18 protein-coding genes and 1 pseudogene are annotated in these 21,206 nt (G+C 71.0%); 5 read left to right on the top strand and 14 right to left on the bottom strand.

The genetic code is table 11. The features are described 5' to 3' along the window. Positions 1 to 7: 7 nt before the first annotated feature. The 8 genes from hisH to nadA all read right to left on the bottom strand — a co-directional run bounded on the left by hisH (position 8) and on the right by nadA (position 7,892). A complete protein-coding gene (gene hisH / locus BMZ18_RS04055) occupies positions 8 to 649 on the bottom strand; it encodes an imidazole glycerol phosphate synthase subunit HisH (RefSeq protein ID WP_068365926.1) in 642 nt (213 codons plus the stop codon). After that, positions 646 to 1,275 (bottom strand): imidazoleglycerol-phosphate dehydratase HisB, encoded by a 630-nt coding sequence (gene hisB / locus BMZ18_RS04050; RefSeq protein WP_170851439.1) that lies wholly within the window; start codon positions 1,273 to 1,275, stop codon positions 646 to 648. The genes hisH and hisB overlap by 4 nt, the downstream gene beginning before the upstream one ends. After that, positions 1,272 to 2,459, bottom strand: coding sequence for a histidinol-phosphate transaminase (locus tag BMZ18_RS04045; protein WP_244516400.1), 1,188 nt, complete (start codon positions 2,457 to 2,459; stop codon positions 1,272 to 1,274). Before BMZ18_RS04045 ends, hisB begins: the two co-directional genes overlap by 4 nt. Then, a complete protein-coding gene (gene hisD / locus BMZ18_RS04040; RefSeq protein ID WP_068365925.1) occupies positions 2,456 to 3,790 on the bottom strand; it encodes a histidinol dehydrogenase in 1,335 nt (444 codons plus the stop codon). The genes BMZ18_RS04045 and hisD overlap by 4 nt, the downstream gene beginning before the upstream one ends. 95 nt (positions 3,791 to 3,885) lie before the next feature. Then, positions 3,886 to 4,356, bottom strand: a complete 471-nt coding sequence (locus BMZ18_RS04035) for an SRPBCC family protein (protein ID WP_068365924.1) — start codon at positions 4,354 to 4,356, stop codon at positions 3,886 to 3,888. Between the two features lie 52 nt (positions 4,357 to 4,408). After that, on the bottom strand, positions 4,409 to 5,266 hold the full coding sequence (nadC, locus tag BMZ18_RS04030; protein ID WP_068365923.1) for a carboxylating nicotinate-nucleotide diphosphorylase: 858 nt from the start codon (positions 5,264 to 5,266) through the stop codon (positions 4,409 to 4,411). Continuing rightward, positions 5,263 to 6,849, bottom strand: coding sequence for an L-aspartate oxidase (gene nadB, locus BMZ18_RS04025; protein ID WP_139203826.1), 1,587 nt, complete (start codon positions 6,847 to 6,849; stop codon positions 5,263 to 5,265). The genes nadC and nadB overlap by 4 nt, the downstream gene beginning before the upstream one ends. Beyond that, a complete protein-coding gene (gene nadA / locus BMZ18_RS04020; protein WP_068365922.1) occupies positions 6,846 to 7,892 on the bottom strand; it encodes a quinolinate synthase NadA in 1,047 nt (348 codons plus the stop codon). Before nadA ends, nadB begins: the two co-directional genes overlap by 4 nt. A gap of 94 nt (positions 7,893 to 7,986) precedes the next feature. On the opposite strand from nadA, the gene BMZ18_RS04015 reads away from it, so the two are divergent. Continuing rightward, positions 7,987 to 8,685 (top strand): NUDIX hydrolase, encoded by a 699-nt coding sequence (locus BMZ18_RS04015; RefSeq protein WP_068365921.1) that lies wholly within the window; start codon positions 7,987 to 7,989, stop codon positions 8,683 to 8,685. Here BMZ18_RS04015 and BMZ18_RS04010 read toward each other — a convergent pair. Beyond that, positions 8,669 to 9,277 (bottom strand): DUF2567 domain-containing protein, encoded by a 609-nt coding sequence (locus BMZ18_RS04010; protein ID WP_068365920.1) that lies wholly within the window; start codon positions 9,275 to 9,277, stop codon positions 8,669 to 8,671. The genes BMZ18_RS04015 and BMZ18_RS04010 overlap by 17 nt on opposite strands. A gap of 110 nt (positions 9,278 to 9,387) precedes the next feature. Here BMZ18_RS04010 and BMZ18_RS04005 point away from each other — a divergent pair, with 110 nt between their 5' ends. The 4 genes from BMZ18_RS04005 to treY all read left to right on the top strand — a co-directional run bounded on the left by BMZ18_RS04005 (position 9,388) and on the right by treY (position 15,702). Then, on the top strand, positions 9,388 to 9,978 hold the full coding sequence (locus tag BMZ18_RS04005; protein WP_068365919.1) for a TetR/AcrR family transcriptional regulator C-terminal domain-containing protein: 591 nt from the start codon (positions 9,388 to 9,390) through the stop codon (positions 9,976 to 9,978). Beyond that, entirely contained in the window at positions 9,975 to 10,895 is a 921-nt protein-coding gene (locus BMZ18_RS04000) for an NAD(P)/FAD-dependent oxidoreductase (protein ID WP_068365918.1), read from the top strand. The genes BMZ18_RS04005 and BMZ18_RS04000 overlap by 4 nt, the downstream gene beginning before the upstream one ends. A 94-nt stretch (positions 10,896 to 10,989) precedes the next feature. Continuing rightward, on the top strand, positions 10,990 to 13,341 hold the full coding sequence (gene glgX, locus BMZ18_RS03995) for a glycogen debranching protein GlgX (RefSeq protein WP_068365917.1): 2,352 nt from the start codon (positions 10,990 to 10,992) through the stop codon (positions 13,339 to 13,341). A 9-nt stretch (positions 13,342 to 13,350) separates the two neighbouring features. After that, on the top strand, positions 13,351 to 15,702 hold the full coding sequence (gene treY / locus BMZ18_RS03990) for a malto-oligosyltrehalose synthase (protein WP_068365916.1): 2,352 nt from the start codon (positions 13,351 to 13,353) through the stop codon (positions 15,700 to 15,702). Positions 15,703 to 15,765: 63 nt separating this feature from the next. Here the strand turns inward: treY and BMZ18_RS03985 are convergent, their stop codons facing one another. The 5 genes and pseudogenes from BMZ18_RS03985 to BMZ18_RS03965 all read right to left on the bottom strand — a co-directional run bounded on the left by BMZ18_RS03985 (position 15,766) and on the right by BMZ18_RS03965 (position 21,165). Beyond that, positions 15,766 to 16,578 carry a DUF1295 domain-containing protein gene (locus BMZ18_RS03985; RefSeq protein WP_074921785.1) on the bottom strand — a complete coding sequence of 271 codons (813 nt, stop codon included), beginning with the start codon at positions 16,576 to 16,578 and terminating at the stop codon, positions 15,766 to 15,768. Further along, the gene (locus BMZ18_RS03980) at positions 16,575 to 17,864 is read right to left on the bottom strand and encodes an SAM-dependent methyltransferase (RefSeq protein ID WP_068365613.1); all 1,290 of its coding nucleotides are present in this window, start codon (positions 17,862 to 17,864) and stop codon (positions 16,575 to 16,577) included. Before BMZ18_RS03980 ends, BMZ18_RS03985 begins: the two co-directional genes overlap by 4 nt. Continuing rightward, positions 17,861 to 19,123, bottom strand: a complete 1,263-nt coding sequence (locus BMZ18_RS19605; protein ID WP_068105776.1) for an SAM-dependent methyltransferase — start codon at positions 19,121 to 19,123, stop codon at positions 17,861 to 17,863. Before BMZ18_RS19605 ends, BMZ18_RS03980 begins: the two co-directional genes overlap by 4 nt. A 60-nt stretch (positions 19,124 to 19,183) precedes the next feature. Then, positions 19,184 to 19,861, bottom strand: a pseudogene (locus BMZ18_RS19600) (DUF1365 domain-containing protein); the annotation flags it as partial. Then, the gene (locus tag BMZ18_RS03965) at positions 19,861 to 21,165 is read right to left on the bottom strand and encodes an NAD(P)/FAD-dependent oxidoreductase (protein ID WP_068365614.1); all 1,305 of its coding nucleotides are present in this window, start codon (positions 21,163 to 21,165) and stop codon (positions 19,861 to 19,863) included. The pseudogene BMZ18_RS19600 and the gene BMZ18_RS03965, both read right to left, overlap by 1 nt. Positions 21,166 to 21,206 lie beyond the last annotated feature (41 nt).

Here is a 21,206-nt window from a genome sequence, read left to right as displayed (position 1 = left end):
GGAAAGATTACGCGAGGGTACGCACCCAGTTCTCGAGCAGGGTGGCGCCCGCGTCACCGGACTTCTCCGGGTGGAACTGGGTTGCGGACAACGGGCCGTTCTCCACCGCGGCGAGGAAGTCGCCGCCGTGATCGGCCCACGTGAGGACCGGAGCGGCGAGGCTGTCGCTGGGCAGCATCTCCCACGTCTGCACGCCGTAGGTGTGCACGAAATAGAAACGGGTGTCCGGGTCCATGCCGGCGAACAGAACGCTGCCCTCCCCGGGCCGCACGGTGTTCCACCCCATGTGCGGCAGCACCTCGGCCTGCAGCCGCTCGACCGTGCCCGGCCACTGGCCGCAGCCCGTGACCGGCTCGTCGAACTCCACGCCGCGATCGAACAGAATCTGCATGCCGACACAGATGCCGAGCACCGGTCGGCCGCCGGCGAGCCGCTTGTCGATCAGCTCGTCACCGCGCACGGAGAGCAGTCCGTCCATGCACGCGGCGAACGCTCCCACCCCGGGCACCACCAGACCGTCCGCCGCAAGGGCCACCCGATGGTCGTCGGTGACGGTGACGTCGGCACCCACGCGCGCGAGGGCCCGCTGCGCCGAGTGCAGGTTGCCCGAGCCGTAGTCGAGCAGGGCGACCGACGGGGACGAGGTCACAGGGTTCCTTTCGTGGACGGCACGCCCGTCACGCGCGGGTCGGGCTCGACGGCCTGACGCAGCGCCCGCGCGACGGCCTTGAACTCCGCCTCGGTGACGTGGTGCTGGTCGCGGCCGCAGAGAACCCGCACGTGCAGGGCGATCCGGGCGTTGAGCGCGATGGACTCGAAGACGTGACGGTTGATCACCGTCGCGTAGGGCGTCCCGGGGTAGCCGCCGATCACGGCGTGCAGCAGGTGATCCGGCTCGCCGGTGTGCACGCAATAGGGGCGTCCCGACACGTCCACCGCGGCGTGGGCCAACGTCTCGTCCATGGGGACGAACGCATCGCCGAAGCGGCGGATTCCCTTCTTGTCCCCCAACGCCTCGCCCAGCGCCTGTCCCAGCACGATGGCGGTGTCCTCGACCGTGTGGTGCGCCTCGATCTCGATGTCGCCCTGCGCGCGCACGGTCAGATCGAACGACGCGTGGGTGCCCAGCGCCGTCAACATGTGGTCGAAGAACGGCACCCCGGTGGAGACGTCCACGGCGCCGGCGCCGTCGAGGTTCAGCTCGACGGAGATCGACGACTCCTTGGTGGTGCGCTCGATGCGGGCGATGCGCGGGGGGCTCACGGTGCTGGTCACGGGTGTCCGTTCTGCGTCGAGGACGTGGAAGTGGTGGGCGCACGGCCCGGGAACAGGGACGACGCGAGCTGCGCGCTCACCTCGAGGAAGCGATCGTTCTCCGACTCCAGGCCGATGGTGACGCGCAGGTGGCCGTCGATGCCGACGTCGCGGATCAGCACGCCGTGGTCGAGGTACGTCGACCACACGGCGGCGGCATCGTCGAAGCGGCCGTAGAGCACGAAGTTCGCGCTCGACGGAATCACGTGGAAGCCGAGCCGGGCGAGCTCGGCGGACACCCGATCGCGCTCGGCGGACAGGGCCGCCACCGAGGCGAGGGTCTCGTCCGCGTGCCGCAGCGCGGCCCGCGCGGCGACCTGCGTCAGCACCGACAGGTGGTACGGCAGACGCACCAGCAGCAGCGCGTCCACGACGGCGGGCGCCGCCACCAGGTAGCCGAGGCGGCCGCCGGCGAACGCGAACGCCTTGCTCATGGTGCGACTGACGATCAACCGCGTCGGGAACTCGTCGATCAGCGTCACCGCACTCGGCGCGTCGGAGAACTCCGCGTACGCCTCGTCGACCACGAGGATGCCGGTGGTCGCCTCGGCGAGCCGGCGCACGTCCTCGGTCGAGAGCGCGTGACCGGTCGGGTTGTTCGGGCTGGTGACGAACACGACGTCGGGCGCGAGCCGGTCGAGCGCGGCCACTGCCGCGTCGACGTCCAGCGAGAAGTCGTCGCGGCGATGGACGTCGAGGAACTCGGTCTGCGTCCCGGCCGAGATGATCGGGTGCATCGAGTACGACGGCACGAAGCCGAGCGCGCGGCGACCCGGCCCGCCGAAGGCCTGCAGGACCTGCTGCAGAATCTCGTTGGATCCGTTGGCCGCCCACAGGTTGTCGGCGGTCACCGGCACGCCGGTGCGTCGCGCGACGTACGACGCCAGGTCGGTGCGCAACGCGACGGCGTCACGGTCCGGATACCGGTGCAACTCGGCCGCGGCGTCACGGACCGACGTGGCAACGTCGTCGATCAACGCCGCCGTCGGCGCGTGCGGATTCTCGTTGGTGTTCAGGCGGACGGGCACGTCCAGTTGCGGAGCGCCGTACGGCGACTTGCCGCGGAGCGACTCGCGCAGCGGCAGGTCGGCCAGCTCGGCGCGGCGTCCGGGGATCGCGTCGGGCACGCCGACGGAGCCGGTCACAGCGCCTCGAATCGCACCCGCACGGCGTCGCCGTGGGCGGGCAGGTCCTCCGCATTCGCCAGGGCGACGACGTGCTGCGCGACGTCCGCGAGGGCGTCGCGCGAGTAGTCGACGATGTGGATGCCGCGCAGGAAGGTCTGGACGGACAGTCCCGACGAGTGCCGGGCGCAGCCCGCCGTCGGGAGCACGTGGTTGCTCCCCGCGCAGTAGTCGCCGAGGCTGACCGGCGCCCAGGGTCCGACGAAGATCGCGCCGGCGCTGCGTACCCGGGCGGCGACGTTCGAGGCGTCGCGCGTCTGGATCTCGAGGTGCTCGGCGGCGTACGCGTCGACGGTCCGGATGCCGTCGTCGATCGTGTCGACGAGGACGATGCCGGACTGGTCACCGCCGAGCGCGGTTCGCACCCGGTCGACGTGCTTGGTCCGTCCGATCTGCTCCGCGACCGCCGCGTCGACGGCGTCGGCGAGCTCGGGGGACGTGGTGACGAGAACACTGGCCGCGAGGACGTCGTGCTCGGCCTGCGAGATCAGGTCGGCGGCGACGTGGACGGGGTCGGCGGTCTCGTCGGCGAGGATCGCGATCTCGGTGGGTCCGGCCTCGGAGTCGATGCCCACGACGCCGCGGCACAGGCGCTTGGCGGCAGTGACGTAGATGTTGCCGGGACCGGTGATCATGTCCACGGGCGCCAGCTCCGCGCCGTCCGTGTCCTGACCGCCGTGGGTCAGCAGCGCGACGGACTGGGCGCCGCCGACGGCCCACACCTCCTCGACTCCCAGCAGCGCTGCGGCGGCGAGGATGGTCGGGTGCGGCAGACCGCCGAACTCGGCCTGCGGCGGCGAGGCCACCACGAGGGACGTCACCCCCGCCACCTGCGCGGGCACGACGTTCATCACCACCGAGGACGGGTACACCGCGTTGCCGCCGGGCACATAGAGGCCCACGCGATCGACCGGCACCCACTTCTCGGTGACCGTGCCGCCGGGCACCACCTCGGTCACGGTGTCGCCGCGCCGCTGGTCACCGTGCACGATTCGCGATCGCTCGATGGACACCTCGAGGGCGGCGCGCACGTCCGGGTCGAGCTCCGCCAGAGCGCGGTCGAGCGCCTCGGCGGGCACACGCACGGTCGCCGGGCGCACCCCGTCGAACTGCTGCCCGTAGTCCAGAGCGGCCTCGGCGCCGCGCTCGCGCACGGTGTCGACGATGGGCGTCACCAGATGCAGCACCGAGTTCACGTCCACTCCGCCTCGCGGGAGCACCGACCGGAGTTCGGTCGTGGACGGGGAGCTGCCGCGAAGATCGACGCGTCTCAGCTCGGTGCGGGCGGTCATGTGAGGTCCTTTCGGGGGACGGCTCGACGAGGGATTTGCCCGTCGATTATCGCGCATCGCCGACGCCGTCACCCGACCGGAGTGCCGACGCGGTCCTAGCCGCGGTAGCGCGCGGCGAGCTTCTCGAGCGTGCGCTCGATTCCCTTCGCGTTCTGCGCCGGCATCTTCAGCAGTTCGAGCACCTTCGGTGCCTTGGCGGTGTCGTAGCGAAAGCTCTCGGTGACCTCGGTGGTCTCGGGACCGGTCGAGGCCAATTCCCAGCGCCACCGATGGCCCATCGGGTGCTGCCATTCCACGACGCGGTGATCACCGGTGGCGACCACCTCGGTCACCCGGCTCGTGATCTTGTAGGGCACTCCGTACTGCTTCATGGCCACGGAGAACTTGTCGCCGGTCGACACCGCCGTCGGACCGGTGACCTTGTCCTGCACGGTCCCGGAGCCGTCGAGTTCACCGTGTCGGTGCGGATCGGCCACCTGCGCGAACAGCTCGTCCACGGGAGCGTCCACCGTCACCTTCCGCGCGACCGTCCGGGCACCTCTGTCGACCTTCTGCACTGTTGCCATGTCTGCCCTGTTCCCGCTCGGACCGGGTGGGCAAACGCCGCCCGCGTCGGACTCAGCGAAAGTCGAGCCCCAGATCGAGCACGGTCACCGAGTGGGTCAGTGCCCCCACGGCGAGGTAGTCGACACCGGTCGCGGCGTAGTCGGCCGCCTGCTCGAGGGAGAGCCCGCCCGACGATTCGAGGCGGGTCGCCGGGTTGATCCGATCGCGTCGTTGCACGGCCGTCTGGGTCTGCCACAGCGGGAAGTTGTCCAGCAGCACCAGGTCGGCGCCCTCGGCGAGCACCTCGTCGAGTTGTTCGAGGGTGTCCACCTCGACTTCGCAGGGCAGGTCGGGCGCGACCGCGCGGACGGCGCGGAGCGCGGCGACCACGGATCCGGCGGCGACCACGTGATTGTCCTTGATCAGCGCCGCGTCCCCGAGACCGAGGCGGTGGTTCTCTCCCCCGCCCGCGCGCACAGCGTACTTCTGCAGCAGGCGCAACCCCGGCAGCGTCTTGCGGCTGTCCCGCACCACGCAGCGGGTTCCGGCGACCGCGTCCACCCACGCCGCCGTCGCCGTGGCGATGCCGGACAGATGACACAGCAGGTTCAGCATCGTCCGCTCCGCCGTGAGGACGGGGCGGGTGAGTGCCTCGACCTCGAGGACCACGTCGCCGGGCGCCACTGCGTCGCCGTCGGTCAGCCGCTGCAGGATTCGGTACTCGCCCACCACCTCGTCCAGCACCGCGAGCGCCACGTCGACGCCCGCCACCGTGCCCTGCGCGCGAGACACGACCGCCGCGCGGGTGCGCGCGTCCTCGGCGACGGTGGCGAGGGTGGTGACGTCGGGCCCGTACCGCAGATCCTCGGCGAGCGCACGCCGGACGACGTCGAGAATCTCGTCGCGATCGACGGGAACGAGGGCGGTCATGACACTCCTGCGGGGACGAGGCGGCGGGCGAGGTCGCCGCGGCGGACGGTGAGGGCTCCGTCGCCGTCCCGGCTCAGCACGAGGCTGCGGCACTGCGCCGGGTCGGTGATCGGATGGTCGCGTCGGGTGTGGGCGCCGCGGGTCTCCGTCCGCAGCGCCGCGGCCGTCGCCGTCGCGTCCAGGAGCGTGGTCAGCGCTGCGTCCTCGACGTCGTGCACCGTGGTCAGCGGTCCGTCCACGGCACGCGCGGCGACCTGCCGGGCGGCTCCCACACCGTCGGCGTCGCGCACCACGCCGATGCCGGCCGACGCCGCGGCCTGCAGGACCGCGCGATCCAGCCGTCGGGCGGCGCGGGGCACCACCGGATCGCCGGGAGTGTCGGTGCCGACGCGATCGCGTGCGGCCGCAGCCACCCGCCGGCCGAGGACGACACCCTCGAGCAACGAGTTCGACGCCAATCGGTTCGCACCGTGCAGCCCCGTCCGCGCGACCTCGCCCGCGGCGAAGAGGCCCGGGACGCGGGTGCGTCCGACGAGGTCGGTGACGATGCCACCGCAGGCGTAGTGCGCCGCCGGGGCCACGGGGATCGGCGTCGTCACCGGGTCGACGCCCCGCTCGCGACACGAACGGGTGACCGTCGGGAACCGGTGGGCGACGTCGGGCACGCCCCGAGCGTCGAGCAGGACGTGCGAGGCGCCCGACTCGGCGAGTCGCGCCGCGACGGCGCGCGAGACCACGTCGCGGGGAGCGAGGTCGCCGAGCGGGTGGGCGTCGCCGACAACGGGGCGACCGTCGAGGTCGACGAGCCTCGCACCCTCCCCGCGCAGCGCCTCGCTGATCAGCGGGAGCCGGCCGTGCCCACCGGGGGCGAAGAACACGGTCGGATGGAACTGGACGAATTCGACGTCGGCGATCTCCGCGCCGGCCGCCAACGCGAGCGCGATGCCGTCGCCGGTCGCACCCGTCGGGTTGGTCCCGGTGGCGAAGAGCATGCCGCTGCCGCCGGTCGCGAGCAGGACCGCGGGCGCGTGGATCACGCCGACGGACTCGAGCGCGCCGGAGGGGGCGGCCGTCGCGACGACGACGCCCGCGGCGCCGTGCGGCCCGGTGATCACCGACCGCACCACCGAGTCGATGAGCGCGGTCGGACCCGCGGCCGTGAGGGCGCGTTGGATCTCCGCGCCGGTCGCGTCGCCGCCGGCGTGAACGATGCGGGCCGTGCGATGCCCGCCTTCGCGTGTGCGCGCGACGCGCCCGTCCGCGGTCGTGTCGAAGCGCGCACCGAGGGCGGTGAGGGCCGCGAACGCCGCCGTGCCGTCGCCGACGACGGACCGCACGGCCGCCGGATCGCAGAGCCCCGCACCGGCCGCGATGGTGTCCTCGGCGTGTGCGGCGACGTCGTCGACCGTCGAGGTCGCCATGCCGCCCTGGGCGTAGCGCGTCGAGGTGTCCCCCGCGTCCTTGGCGACGACCAGGACGCGCAGCCCGAGCCGGACCGCTTCCGTCGCCGCCGTCAGCCCGGCGACGCCGGCGCCGACGACCACGAGGTCGGCGGCGGCGTCCCAACCACCCGTCAGGGTCACTCGCCGCCGCCCGGCGATCCGATCGCGATCATGCGCTCGACGGACGTGCGGGCCCGCGCGGCGACGTCGGCGTCGACGTGGACCTCGTCGGCACCCTCGGTGAGGCACCGCAGCAACGCCGCCGGGGTGATCATCTTCATGTAGGGGCAGGACGCGCGTTCGTTGACCGCGCGGAAGTCGACCTCCGGTGCGGCGCGGCGCAATTGGTGCAGCATGCCGATCTCGGTGGCCACCAGCACCTGCCGGGCACCGGTCTCCCGAGCCGCGTCGAGCATGCCGCCGGTGGAGAGGATCTTGACCTTGTCCTCGGGCACGAACCCCTCGCCCGCGAGGTACAGCGCTGACGTGGCGCAGCCGCACTCGGGGTGGACGTAGAGCTCGGCGTCCGGATGCGCCTTGGCCCGCGCGGTCAGCTCGTCGCCGTTGATGCCCGCGTGGACGTGGCACTCGCCGGCCCAGATGTGCATGTTCGTGCGACCGGTCTGCCGACGGACGTGCGCGCCGAGGAACTGATCGGGCAGAAACAGCACCTCGCGGTCCGGATCGATGGACTGCACGACCTCGACGGCGTTGGACGAGGTGCAGCAGATGTCGGTGAGTCCCTTCACCTCGGCGGTGGTGTTGACGTACGACACCACGACGGCGTCGGGATGTTCGGCCTTCCACTCGCGCAGCTGGGCGGCGTCGATGGAATCGGCGAGCGAGCACCCGGCCCGCGCGTCCGGGATCAGCACCGTCTTGCTCGGCGACAGGATCTTCGCCGTCTCTGCCATGAAGTGGACGCCGCAGAAGACGATGGTCTCCTCCTGCGCCTCGGCGGCGATGCGCGAGAGCGCCAGGGAGTCCCCCACGTGGTGGGCGATGTCCTGGATGGCCGGCAGCTGGTAGTTGTGCGCGAGGATGGTCGCGTTCTTCTCCGCGGCCAGGCGCCGGATCTCCTCGGCCCACTCGGGTCCGGCGTCGACGCCCGTCCAGCCGGTGGGTCCGTCGTGGATCTCCGTGAACAGCCGGTCGGCGGTGGTCGACGGCGTGGTGATCGACATGGGTGTCTCCTCGCGTGCGTCCGACGCGGGGGTCGCATCGGGTGCGGACCCACTCGAGTGGACCCGGCCGGGTTTTCGACTTAGGGTCGAAAACATGTCACATGGTAGCACCGCCCGTCACGAGGTCCTCTCCGTGGTGTTCCGTGTGTCACCCCCGGCCCCCGACGCACCCGCGGAACTGTGCGTCCTGCTGTGGCAACGCGCCCTCGCGCCCGACCGCGGTGCCTGGGCTCTCCCCGGCGGCACACTGGGCGACGACGAGAACCTCCCCGACTCCGCGCGCCGCCAACTCGCCGAGAAGGTCGACGTCCGGGAGGTCCGCCACCTGGAGCAACTGTCGGTGTTCGCCGAACCCGGACGTGTGCCCGGACTACGCACCATCGCCTCGACGTTCCTCGGGCTGGTCCCCCTCGTCGCCGATCCGGTCCTGCCCGTCGACACCCGGTGGCATCCGGTGTCCGCCCTGCCGCGGACGGCGTTCGACCACGGCACCATGGTGAGCCACGCCCGTACCCGACTGGCGGCCAAACTCTCCTACACCAACATCGCGTTCGCGCTGGCCCCCGACGAGTTCACCCTCTCGACGCTGCGCGACATCTACTGCGCCGCACTGGGATACCAGGTGGACACCACCAACCTGCAGCGCGTCCTGACCCGCCGCGGCGTCATCGCCTCCACCGGCCGCACCGCTCCCCCGGGCCCCGCCGGCGGCCGGCCCGCCACGCTCTACCGCTTCGCCGACGCGCGGCTGCGCGTGACCGACGAGTTCGCCGCGCTCAAGCCGCCGGGCTGACGGGGCCGTCGTCCTTCCCGGGGCCGTCGTCGTCGCCCTCGGGACCGCCGGCGCCGGCGGTGTCGGTGTCGTCGTCGGTGTCGTCGGGCGCGAACGCGACGAGGACCACCAGCGTCACCGCCGCGGCCAGGGGCCCGGGCAGCACGGCCATCGGGGTGGCCAGATCCGGCGCGAGGGCCACCACGGTGCCGGCGGCGGCGCCGGCGGCGTCGGGATAGCGCCACGCGGCGAGTCCGAGACCCACACCGGCGGCGCTCACCGATCCGACCGCGGCGCTCGCCACGATGCCCAGTGCACGACGCGGAGTTCCCTGCCCCGCCCGCCACATCGCCGCGGCACCGACCACCCCCGCTGCCGCCGTCACCAGGGCGAACAGAGCCACCGCGTCGAACCGATGCAGGCTCTCACCGGTGAGCACGGCGGCCCGTCCGTCGCCGAGGACGCCGACGTGCCGAGGCGGGACGAGCAGCGCCCATCCGACACCGAGGAGGGCGCCGACCACGGCAGCGACGACGGTCCACCGTGCCCACTGTGTGGAGTGTGTCCACTGTGTCCACCCGGGGACGGACGTGCGAACGCCGGTTTCGACCACGACGACGACCCTAGTTCGTCGGCCCACCCGCTCGGCGGCCGTGCTCGCTAGGGTGGCGGCAGTTCGACGACCATCCGGCGTCGACGAGGCCGGGAAGGACGGACGATCGCGTGCAGCTGACTCGCACCGACGTGGTGGACGCCGCGGTCGCGCTGCTCGACGGGTACGGCCTCGCCGATCTGTCGATGCGTCGGCTCGCGACCTCCCTCGGTGTCGCCCCCGGCGCGCTCTACTGGCACGTCGCCAACAAGCAGGCGCTGCTCGGCGCTGTCGCCGACCGAATCCTGCTGCGCGTCGCCACGACCGACCTCCCGGCCGAGGACGAGTGGGATGCACGCCTGCTCGCCGTCGCCGGCGCTCTTCGCGACGCGCTCCTGTCCCACCGGGACGGCGCGGAAGTGGTCGCGGCCAGCCTCGCCGCCCGGCAGGTGAGCGTGCCGATCCGCGAGCGTCTCGCAGAGCCGGTGCGCGCCGCCGGGTTGGCCGAGGACGAGGCCGACCCCGCCGCGCTCGCGGTGTTGCACTTCGTCCTGGGCGCGACCACGGACGAGCAGTCCCGGATGCAACTCGATTCCCTCGGAGCCCTGCCCGACGACGAGGGACCGGTCGCGCTGGGGACCGACGCCGCGGCCGGATTCGCCCTCGGGCTGACGCTGTTCGTCGACGGCATTCGCCATCGCGTCCGTACGCTGGAGCGGTGAGCGAGACCCCCGTCACCATCGTCGGCGCCGGAATCTCCGGTGCTGCTTGCCTTCTCGCGTTGCGACGCGCGGGTGTCCCGGCGCGGCTCGTCGACCGGGGTCGCGCACCCGGCGGCCGCATGGCGTCGCCGCTCCTGCACGAGCGCCGCGTCGACATCGGCGCCGGCTACTTCACGGTGCGGGACGACGAGTTCGGCGCAATCGTCGACGACTGGGCCGACCGCGGCCTCGTGCGCGAGTGGACCGACACCTTCACCGTCCTGCGCGCCGGCGCCGAGCCGGAATCCAAGACCGGGCCGACGCGCTGGGGCACGCCGGGAGGACTGCGCTCGCTGGTCCGGGATCTCCTTCGTGACGTTTCGATCGAGCAGACCGACGTCGAGTCCCTCCCGCCGGGTGACGTGGTGCTCGCCATGCCGGATCCGCAGGCCGCTCGGCTCACCGCGGTACCGTACGCGGTCGCGTACGACCCGGTGATCACCGTGGTGCTCGGCCTGGCCACCGCGTCGTCGCTCCCCTTCACCGACGCCGCCTTCGTCCAGGACGACCCGGACGTGGAGTTCCTCGCGCTCGACGGCGCCCGTCGCGGCGACGGCGCGCCCGTGTTGGTCGCGCACACCACCGCCGCGCGCGCCCGCCGTCATCTGGACGATCCGGACTCGGCCGTCGATCCCGTCGTCGACGCCGTCCGCCGACTCACCGGCATCACGGCGCCGGAGTGGACGCACGCCCACCGGTGGACGTTCGCAAAGCCGTCGTCGAGTCACGAGGCGTCCTTCGGCCTCGTCGAGCACGACGGCCGGCTCGTCGGCTTCGCGGGTGACCAGTGGTGCCCGGAAGGGTCGCCGCGGGTGGAGTCTGCGTGGCGGTCCGGGACCGACCTCGGCGCTGCCCTGGCGGCGCAGCTCGGCGCCTGATCGGCACGGCACGGCTCGGCGCCTGATCAGCCTCCACCAGCGGCCCTGGTCACAGACCGGGGGGTTCGGTCACCGGCGGGATAGGGTTCGGTCCATGTCCGTCGAACCCGCACGCGAGTCCTCGATCCAGGTTTGGCCCGGCAGTGCGTATCCCCTGGGAGCCACTTACGACGGAGCCGGTACCAATTTCGCCCTCTTCTCCGAGGTGGCCGAAGCCGTCGATCTGTGCCTGGTGGAGGCGGACGGAACAGAGACGCGCATCCGCCTCGAGGAGGTGGACGGCTACGTCTGGCACGCGTACCTGCCGAGCGTGCAGCCCGGCCAGCGCTACGGGTACCGCGTCCACGGACCGTGGAACCCCGGCGCCGGACAGCGGTGCGACGCCAGCAAGTTGCTGGTCGATCCCTACGGCAAGGCGTTCGTCGGCGCCTTCGACGGCGACCGATCGCTCTTCAGCTACGACATCGACCTCCCCGCACGGACGCCGCACATTCCGGTCACCGACGACATCGCCGTGATCCCGGGCGCCGCGCACGACACGGCGCCGGCGGGGTCGGCCGCCGCCTCGAAGACCGTCGACGCGATCCGCGACAACGCCCCCACCGCGGCCGTCGTGCCCGACGAGGCCGACGAGGCCGACGAGGCCGACGAGGCCACGAGCGCGCAGGACGAGTCGGCCGACGCCGACTCGCACTTCCCGCAACACGATTCGCTCGGCCACACCATGCTGACCGTCGTCGTGAACCCGTTCTTCGACTGGCAGAACGACCGGTCCCCCCGCCGCCCGTACAACGAGACGGTCATCTACGAGGCCCACGTCAAGGGCATGACGATGACGCACCCGGACGTGCCCGAGGATCAGCGCGGCACCTACGCCGGCCTCGCCCACCCGGCGGTCATCGACCATCTCACCCGGTTGGGCGTCACGGCGATCGAACTCATGCCGGTGCACCAGTTCATGCAGGATCAGACGTTGCTGGACAAGGGATTACGGAACTACTGGGGGTACAACTCCTTCGGATTCCTCGCTCCGCACAACGAGTACTCGTCGTCTCCCGTGGCAGGGTCCGCGGTGTCGGAGTTCAAGACGATGGTGCGGTCCTTCCACGAGGCGGGCATCGAGGTCATCCTCGACGTGGTCTACAACCACACCGCCGAGGGCAACCACATGGGCCCGACCATCGCGTTCCGCGGCATCGACAACGCCGCCTACTACCGCCTGGTGGACGACGATCCGTACTTCTACATGGACTACACCGGCACCGGGAACAGCCTCAACGTCCGCCACCCCCACACGCTGCAGCTGATCATGGACTCGCTGCGGTACTGGGTGACCGAGATGCACGTCGACGGGTTCCGCTTCGACCTCGCCTCGACGCTGGCGCGTGAGCTGCACGACGTCGACAAGCTGAGCGCGTTCTTCGATCTGGTGCAACAGGATCCGATCGTCAGCCAGGTCAAGCTCATCGCCGAGCCGTGGGACGTCGGCGAGGGCGGCTACCAAGTGGGCAACTTCCCCGGCCTGTGGACCGAGTGGAACGGGATGTACCGCGACACCGTGCGCGACTACTGGCGCGGCGAGCCGGCGACGTTGGGCGAGTTCGCCTCACGACTCACCGGTTCGTCGGACCTGTACGAGGCGACCGGGCGACGACCGGGCGCGAGCATCAACTTCGTCATCGCGCACGACGGATTCACGATGCACGATCTGGTGTCCTACAACGAGAAGCACAACGAGGCCAACGGCGAGGACAACAACGACGGCGAGGGCCACAACCGATCCTGGAACTGCGGCGTCGAGGGCCCCACCGACGATCCGGAGATCCTGTCCCTGCGCGCTCGGCAGATTCGCAACATGCTGGCCACCTTGATGCTCAGCCAGGGCACCCCGATGCTCGCGCACGGTGACGAGATGGGTCGCACGCAGCAGGGCAACAACAACGTCTACTGCCAGGACTCGGAGCTGGCGTGGATGGACTGGTCTCTCGCGGAGACCAACGCCGATTTGGTCGAGTTCACCTCTCGCGTCATCGCGCTGCGGAACGCCCATCCAGTGTTCCGCCGTCGTCGGTTCTTCGAGGGCCGCCCCATCCGGTCGGCCGAGCAGACGCGCGACATCGCGTGGCTCACGCCCGCCGGTGAGGAGATGACCGAGGCCGACTGGGATTCCGGCTTCGGCAAGTCGCTGGCGGTGTTCCTCAACGGCGAGGGCATTCCGGAGCCGGACGCGCGGGGCAACCGCGTCGTCGACGACACGTTCTACCTCTGTTTCAACGCGCACCACGAGCCGCTCGACTTCACCACCGTCGACGGGGAGTACGCATCGGAGTGGACCGTGGCCCTCGACACCGCTGTCTCCACCGGAGTGCGCGACACCGTCGTCGCGGCGGGCAAGAGCGTTCGGGTGCAAGCACGGTCACTGTTGGTGCTGCGGAAAACGGGGTAACACGGGGCCATGACAGCCGACGCGATCAGCTCGACCTACCGACTGCAGCTCCGGGGTGATCGCTTCGGCTTCGCCGAGGCCGAGGCCCTCGTGCCGTACCTGGCCGATCTCGGCATCTCGCACCTGTACCTGTCGCCGATCCTCACGGCCGCCGAGGGCTCCACACACGGGTACGACGTCACCGATCCGACCACCGTGTCGGCCGCCCTCGGCGGCCGCGCGGCGTTCGAATCGCTCTCGGCCACAGCGCGATCGCACGGTCTGGGCGTCGTCGTCGACATCGTGCCCAACCATCTGGGCGTCGCGACCGCACGGGAGAACCCGTCGTGGTGGGACGTTCTGCGGCACGGCCGGGCCTCCGCTCACGCGCACGTGTTCGACATCGATTGGACCGCCGGCCGCATCGCCCTCCCAGTGCTCGGGGACGATGCCGACGTCGCCGAGTTGACCGTCGACCGCACCGGCGACGAGACCACCCTCGCCTACTACGAGCACCGTTTCCCGGTGGATCCGAGCACCGACGACGGAAGCGACGACGCTCGGGTCGTGCACGACCGCCAGGCCTACGAGTTGGTCGGGTGGCGATCGGGCCGGATCGGGTACCGGCGCTTCTTCTCCGTCAGCGATCTCGCGGGAATCCGTCAGGAGGATCCTGCCGTCTTCGATTGGTCGCACGAGCAGGTGCGCTCGTGGTTCACGGACGGGTTGGTCGACGGCGTACGCGTCGACCACCCGGACGGCCTCACCGATCCCGCGGACTACCTCCGCCGTCTCCGGGACCTGATCGGTCCCGAGTCGTGGCTGGTGGTCGAGAAGATCCTCACCGCCGCCGAGCCGCTCGACGCCACCCTCCCGGTGGACGGCACCACGGGGTACGACGCACTCGCCGACATCGGCGACGTGCTGCTCGACCGGCGCGGCGAGGACGCTCTGACGCGCCTCGCCGAGGACACCACCGGCGACGCGGCCGACGCCGCGTGGGTTCACGCGGCGGAACGGACCCTCAAGCGCGACACAGCCCGGACTCAGTTGGCTCCCGAGGTGCGCCGCCTCGCCGCCGCCGTCCTCCGGGACACCGACAGCGACATGAATGCCGACTCCGTCGGAGAGGCCGCCGTCGAGGTGGTCGCCCGGATGCCGGTGTACCGCTCGGACTACGCCCCGCTGACCGGGCTGCTCCCTCGACTGATCGGCGAGGTGGAGGCCGACCAGCCCCGGCTCTCCGAGGCCCTCGCCGCGCTCGCGGCCGCCGTTGCCGTCGGGGGCGAAGCCGCCGCGCGGCTGCAGCAGGTGGCCGGCGCGGTGATGGCCAAGAGCGTCGAGGACTGCATGTTCTACCGTGCGGCCCGGCTGGTCTCGTTGCAGGAGGTCGGCGGCGATCCCGCCCGGTTCGGTCTGTCGACGCCCGAGTTCCACGTTCGCCAGGCCGAGCGCGCGCGCTGGTGGCCGCGGGCGATGACGACCCTGTCCACGCACGACACCAAGCGTGGCGAGGACGTGCGCGCGCGGATCGGCGTGCTCTCGCAGGTACCGGAACTGTGGAGCCGGTGCCTCGCCGACTGGAACGACGCCGCACCGGCGCCCGACGGGTCGACCGGACTGTTCCTGTGGCAGAACGTCATCGGGACGTGGCCCGCCGACGGGAACCTCACCGACACCTACCGCGAGCGACTGCACGCCTACGCCGAGAAGGCGATGCGCGAAGCCGGGTCACGCACGTCCTGGAACGATCAGGACTCCGAGTTCGAATCCGCCGTCCACACCTGGATCGACACCCTCCTGGGCGGACCGGTCGCGCAGTCCGTCACCGAGTTCGTGGCAGGCATCGCCCCGCACGGATGGAGCGATTCACTGGCCCAGAAGCTCGTGCACCTCACCGGCCCCGGCATCCCCGACGTCTACCAGGGCACCGAGGTGTGGGAGGACTCGCTGGTCGATCCCGACAACCGGCGCGACGTCGACTACGCGGCGCTGCGCACACTCGCCGAGACCACGACGTCGGCACCCGCGGTCGACGGAACGGGCGCGGCCAAGTTCTGGGTCACGCGCCACGCCGTCACGCTGCGGCGTGAACGCCCGGCGAGCTTCGTCGGCGGTGACTACGTCCCGGTCACCGCGTCGGGGTCGGCGTCCGATCACGTCGTCGGCTTCTGCCGGGGCGAGCACGGCGCCGCTCCGGACGTCGTCGTACTGGCCACCCGGGCGTCCCTGGCGTTGATCGACAACAACGGGTGGGGTGACACGGCGATCGCTCTGCCCGACGGCGAGTGGACCGACCGCCTCACCGGGGCGACGTACTCGGGGACGGCGCCGGCCGCGACGGTGTTCGGCACGCTGCCCGTCGCCCTGCTGGTGCGCTGACCCCGATCGTGTGCAGCAGTCCGCGTTGCACACGGACTGCTGCACACGGTCGACCGCCGACTGCTATCCGCGCGGCGGGAGCGGCACGAAGTAGCTGGTGCGCTGCTGGTACTCGCGGTAGCCCGGTCGCTCGGCCATGTGCCGCTCGAGCAGTCGGGCCCCGGTCGCGAAGACGAGGAAGTAGGTCATCGCGACCGGGGAGAGCACGGTGGCCACGGCGGGCCCGACCAGCGAGCCCGCTCCGCCCGCCGCGACCAGATACACGCCCCACCACACACACGCGTCGCCGAAGTAGTTGGGATGGCGCGTGTAGCGCCACAGACCGCGGTCCATGATGCTGCCCTTGTTCGCCGGGTCGGCCTTGAACGCGTCCATCTGGCGGTCACCGACGGTCTCGAAGGTGATCCCGAGCAGCCACAACGCCGCACCCACGACGGTCAGCACCCCAACGGTGCCGGCGGCGGACGCGGCGACCTGCACGGGGAGCGAGACGAACCACAGGGCGAGCGCCTGCGTCAGATAGATCTTGCGCAGCGCCGTGACCACCGGGTGTCCGCCGGCCCGAGCCAGCATGTCCTCGTACCGGGGGTCTTCGCCCTTGCCGCGGGAGCGCCGCGCCATGGAGACCGCGAGCCGAGTTCCCCACAGTCCCACCAGAATCGCCAGCAGAACGCGGCGCCACAGCTCACCCTCGCCGGCGATCGCGGCCACCACCGCGATCACCACGAAGCCGGCGCCCCAACTGACGTCGACGACGTTGTGCCGCCCGATGCGGAACCCGACGACGGCGGTGAGTCCGAGGACTGCCAGGGCCACCAGCAGCGACAGGCCGGCCAGCCCCGCGAACGCGGAGAGGTCGAACGACGAAGAGTTCACGCGTACGTCGCTCGCGTCGGCGGCATGGTGGTGTGGCCGTGCTCGTCGGGTCGCGTCGCCAGGATCTGGTCGACACCCATGCGCCCGTCGCGGAAAGCCATCCCGCCCCCGACGAGGTACAGGCGCCACACGCGGGCGACCTCTTCGCCCACCATCGCGACCACCTCGTCCCAGCGCGATTCGAAGGTCTCGTACCAGGCGTCGACCGTCCGCACGTAGTGCTCACGCAGCGCGTGGACGTCGCGCACCTCCAGGCCGGACTCCTCGATCATCGCGACGGTGGCACCCACCGGACGCATGAACATGTCCGGGGCGATGAAGGATTCGATGAACGCGCCGCCGCCCGGGTTGTCACCGGCTCGACGTGACATCTGCTGCACCAGCACGCGTCCGCCGGGGACCACGTTCTCGAACAACGCACGCGCGTAGACGGGGTAGTTCTTCTCCCCCACGTGCTCACCCATCTCGATCGAGGCGACGGCGTCGAACGGCCCGCCCTGCACCTCGCGGTAGTCCTGGATGCGAATCTCCACTCGATCGGCCAGTCCGCGGTCCGCGATCCGCTTGTCCACGAACGCCTTCTGCTCGCGCGAGATGGTCACGCCCACCACCTGCGCGTCGAAATGCTCGGCGGCGTGCAGGCTCAGCGAACCCCACCCGCAACCCACGTCGAGGAACCGCATGCCGGGCCGAGCGTCGAGCCCGATCTTGCGGCAGACCAGGTCGAGCTTGTCGCGCTGCGCGTCGACCAGTCCGTAATCGGGGGCATCCGACATCCAGTAGCCGCTCGAGTAGGCCATCTGCGGATCCAGAACGAGTTCGTAGAAGTCGTTGGAGAGGTCGTAGTGGTGGCTGATCGCCGCACGGTCACGCATCAGCGAATGCAGTCGCCCGGTCACGACGGCCTGCGACGCCGGCGGGGGCAACGGCCGGCCGATCGCCCCGAGCAAGGACGCCGTGCGGACCAGATCGACGAGTGCGCGCGGGGACGGGCGCACCGCGGACAGCTGCCGCGTCCGCACGACCTCCCAGACGTGCGTCAGGGCCTCGTTCAGGTCACCCTCGACGTCCAGCTCGCCGGTGACGTAGGCCTGCGCCGCGCCCAGCTCACCGGGACTCCACAGCAGTCGCCGCAGCGCATCGGGGCTCCGCAGCGTCACCGCGGGGGCGTCGACGGGGCCGGCCGTCGAGCCGTCCCACGCCGTCAGGCGGACGGGCAGCTCCCCACCCACCACCGGCCGCAGCAAGGTCTCGAGGCGGGCCGCCACGGTTCCGGTGGTGGTCATCGGTCGCTCCTTCGGTCGAGCACGATCTGATGGACGTCGAGGTACCCGGTGTCGAACCCGGCCTCGGAGTAGCAGAGATAGAAGTGCCACATGCGGGCGAACGTCGGGTCGAAGCCCAGCAGATGCACGTCCTCGAGATTCTCGGCGAACTTCTCGTCCCAGGCGCGCAGAGTGCGAGCGTAGTGGTCCCCCATCGAGAACCGTTCGCGCACCCGCAGCGACGTCTCCCGCTCGGTGACGGTGTCGATCGCGTGGACGGACGGGAGGAATCCGCCGGGGAAGATGTACTTGTGCACCCAGGTGTACGTGTTCCGCGTCGCGACCATTCGGTCGTGCGGCATGGTGATGGCCTGGATGGCGACGCGGCCGCCCGGCGCGAGCACCGAGTCGATGGTGCGGAAGTACGTGCCCCAGAACTGGTGTCCGACAGCCTCGATCATCTCGACCGACACCACGGCGTCGTACTCACCGTCGACCAGGCGGTAGTCCAGGAGATCCACCTGGACGCTGTCCGACCAACCTGCGGCGTCGATGCGCTTGCACGCCAGTTCGAGCTGCTCGGTCGAGAGCGTGACCGACCGGACGGTGGCTCCCCGCTCCGCAGCGCGGATGGCCAGTTCGCCCCAGCCCGTGCCGATTTCGAGAACCCTCGACCCGGCCGTCACCCCGGCCGCGTCGAGAAGGCGGTCGATCTTCGCCCGCTGCGCATCCGCGAGCGAGGTGGTCGCGTCCGCGAACAGCGCACTGGAGTAGGTCATCGTCTCGTCGAGGAAGAGCTCGAACAACTCGTTCGACAGGTCGTAGTGCCGAGAGATGTTGGATCGGGTGTTGCTCGTGGTGTTCGTCTCCGACCCGGGCGGCTTGGGTACGTACAGCGACCGAAGGCGTTGCAGCGGAGCCGGAATCAACGTCGCCATGTGTTCGGCGAACACCGACAGCGCCGCCGTGAGGTCCGGTGCGTCCCAGTCGCCGGCCATGTAGGCCTCACCGAACCCGATGAGCCCGCTCTCACCGACCCGGGCGGCGAAGTCGCGAGGACGATGCACGATCATCGTCGGCGCGGTCGGATCCTGCGCTCCCCCACCGACAACGACGCCACCGGGCATCTCGATCCGGATGTGCAGTCCGGCGGCGGCGCGGCGGAACAGCGCGTCCGCGACGGGCGCGGCCAGGCGGGCCTTCGGCGACGTCGGAACGTGGTCGAGTCCCGGCCAGCGACGCGCGTCGACGACGGGTGGGGCGGCGAACGTGGTGGGCATCGGCTGACTTTCGGTGTGAAGGGACGGCGAGGTGGGGGTCTCGGCTCGGTTGCGCGGAACGATCGGCAGGCCGCGAAGCCAGAGTCCGATGCCCCGTCGACGGATACGAGCGGACACCAGATGTGGCGCCAGCGGCGCCCGCACGGCGGTCCGCACGAGAGTGCGGGTGGTGGCGGGGCGTCCGGTGCCGGTGACGGTGGCGACGAACGGCGGGTGACCGTCGCGGACGAGCACGACCGACAGGTCGAGCGTCCCGTCCGGTTCCGGAAGGCGCATGCGGTACTGGCCGTCGACGTCGTTGAAGGGAGAGACGTAGAACTCCTTGTCGACCCGGGCGCGACCGTTCGCGTCGGGTCGCACCGCGTAGTGGTGCCGGCCGCCGTAGGTGTTGCGGACCTCGGCGACCACCCAGTCGAGGGCGCCGGCGTCGTCGTGCACCCAGTACACCGTCAACGGGTCGAAGGCGTGGCCGAGCGACCGGACCCCGGTGAGCATCGTGATGTGTCCGGTGGTCGCCGTACCGCCGTGGGCGATGAGCACGTGGTCGATCTCCGCCCGCAGCGACCGGCCGTTCGCAGTGTGGTCCGCCGGATCGATGCGGCCGAGGGCCCGCAGCGGGCGCGGCAACGTCGGGAGGTCGTCGATGTCGACGAACCAGGCATGACCGCGGTAGGTGAAGTCACTGCGGACCGGCGCCGACCGCACGTGCCGAATCGTGGTGTCGAACACCGCGGGCATCATGTCCACACTCCGCCCAGCCGTTCGGCCGCACGCAGTCCCGAGGCGGCGCCGTCCTCGTGGAAGCCCCACCCGTGATAAGCACCCGCATAGGCGGTGCGGTCGGTGTTCAAACCGGGCAACAGACGCTGCGCCGCAACGGATTCGGTGGTGTACAGCGGGTGTTCGTACTGCATGGTGTCGAGCACCGCGGCGGCGTCGACCCCGACCCGCCGGTCGGTGGGGTCCCCGAGGGTGACCGAATAGCGTTCCCCGGTGTCGGGCAGTAGCTGCAACCGCGTCATGTCGTACGTGACGACGACGGCACCGGGCGTCGCCGCGCACGTGTCCATCCGGTAGTTCCAGGACCCGCGGGCTCGCGGGGTTCGGGGCAGGACGGAGGTGTCGGTGTGCAGTCGGGCCACGTTGGGCGAGTAGGTGATCGCGCCGAGCACCCGGTGCTCGGCCTCCGTGGGATCGGCCAGCAGCTTCAGGGCCTGCTGCGGATGCGTCGCGACCACGACGGCGTCGTACTCGGTCGACTCCCCCGCGGCGGTGTCCACGGTGACGCCGTCGGCGTGACGACGCACCGAGGCGACGGGTGACGACGTCCGCACGTCGCCGATGTGGGCGGCGACCCGCTCGACGTAACGTGCCGATCCCCCCGTCACCGTGCGCCAGGTGGGCGATCCTCCGACGCTCAGCATGCCGTGGTGGTCGAGGAACGTGAACAGGTACCGGGCCGGATAGTCCAGTGCGCGAGCGGGTTCGCAGGACCACACCGCCGAGACCAGCGGGGTCATGAAGTGGGACCGGAAGTAGGTCCCGAACCGGTGCCGCTCCAGGAACTGCGCCACGGTCTCCGGCGACTCGTCGGTCGACGGCTCGGTAGCGATCAGCGCGGCGGCGACACGGTGGAACCGCACGACCTCCGCCAGCATGAGCAGGTAGCGCCCACGGCGCGCGGTGCGCAGCGACGGCAGAATGCCCGAGATGCCCTGTCCGCCCGAGTATTCCAGCCCGCAGCCGTCGCATCGAATGGACATGCTCATGTCCGATTCCTGTGTGGGCACGGACAATTCGCGGAACAGACGCTGCAGGGTGGGGTAGGTCCGGTCGTTGTGGACGATGAACCCGGTGTCGACGGCGAGGTCGCCATGAGTGCGGGTGGCGACCGTGTGCGTGTCGGCATGGCCGCCGAGTCGCGCGTCCGCCTCGAACACGGTCACACGCTCGGTGCGGGACAGCACGTACGCGGCCGTGAGGCGGGCGACGCCGCTACCGACGACGGCGATGGACCGCGTGGTCCCGGAGCCGTGAGGCATGTGACTTCTCCCTGAGTTCCGCAGCCTGTGGTTGGACTGTC

Origin of the sequence: Rhodococcoides kroppenstedtii, assembly GCF_900111805.1 — a bacterium.
Lineage (GTDB): Bacteria > Actinomycetota > Actinomycetes > Mycobacteriales > Mycobacteriaceae > Rhodococcoides > Rhodococcoides kroppenstedtii.
This window is presented reverse-complemented; position numbering and strand designations above follow the sequence as displayed.

Bases quoted from the DNA above. Each gene is read 5' to 3' on its own strand.
- BMZ18_RS03965 (WP_068365614.1), bottom strand. From the start codon at position 21,165: ATGCCTCACGGCTCCGGGACCACGCGGTCCATCGCCGTCGTCGGTAGC.
- BMZ18_RS04035 (WP_068365924.1), bottom strand. From the start codon at position 4,356: ATGGCAACAGTGCAGAAGGTCGACAGAGGTGCCCGGACGGTCGCGCGG.
- BMZ18_RS03980 (WP_068365613.1), bottom strand. From the start codon at position 17,864: ATGACCACCACCGGAACCGTGGCGGCCCGCCTCGAGACCTTGCTGCGG.
- hisD (WP_068365925.1), bottom strand. From the start codon at position 3,790: ATGACCGCCCGCACCGAGCTGAGACGCGTCGATCTTCGCGGCAGCTCC.
- BMZ18_RS04015 (WP_068365921.1), top strand. From the start codon at position 7,987: ATGTCACATGGTAGCACCGCCCGTCACGAGGTCCTCTCCGTGGTGTTC.
- nadC (WP_068365923.1), bottom strand. From the start codon at position 5,266: ATGACCGCCCTCGTTCCCGTCGATCGCGACGAGATTCTCGACGTCGTC.
- glgX (WP_068365917.1), top strand. From the start codon at position 10,990: ATGTCCGTCGAACCCGCACGCGAGTCCTCGATCCAGGTTTGGCCCGGC.
- treY (WP_068365916.1), top strand. From the start codon at position 13,351: ATGACAGCCGACGCGATCAGCTCGACCTACCGACTGCAGCTCCGGGGT.
- nadA (WP_068365922.1), bottom strand. From the start codon at position 7,892: ATGTCGATCACCACGCCGTCGACCACCGCCGACCGGCTGTTCACGGAG.
- BMZ18_RS19605 (WP_068105776.1), bottom strand. From the start codon at position 19,123: ATGCCCACCACGTTCGCCGCCCCACCCGTCGTCGACGCGCGTCGCTGG.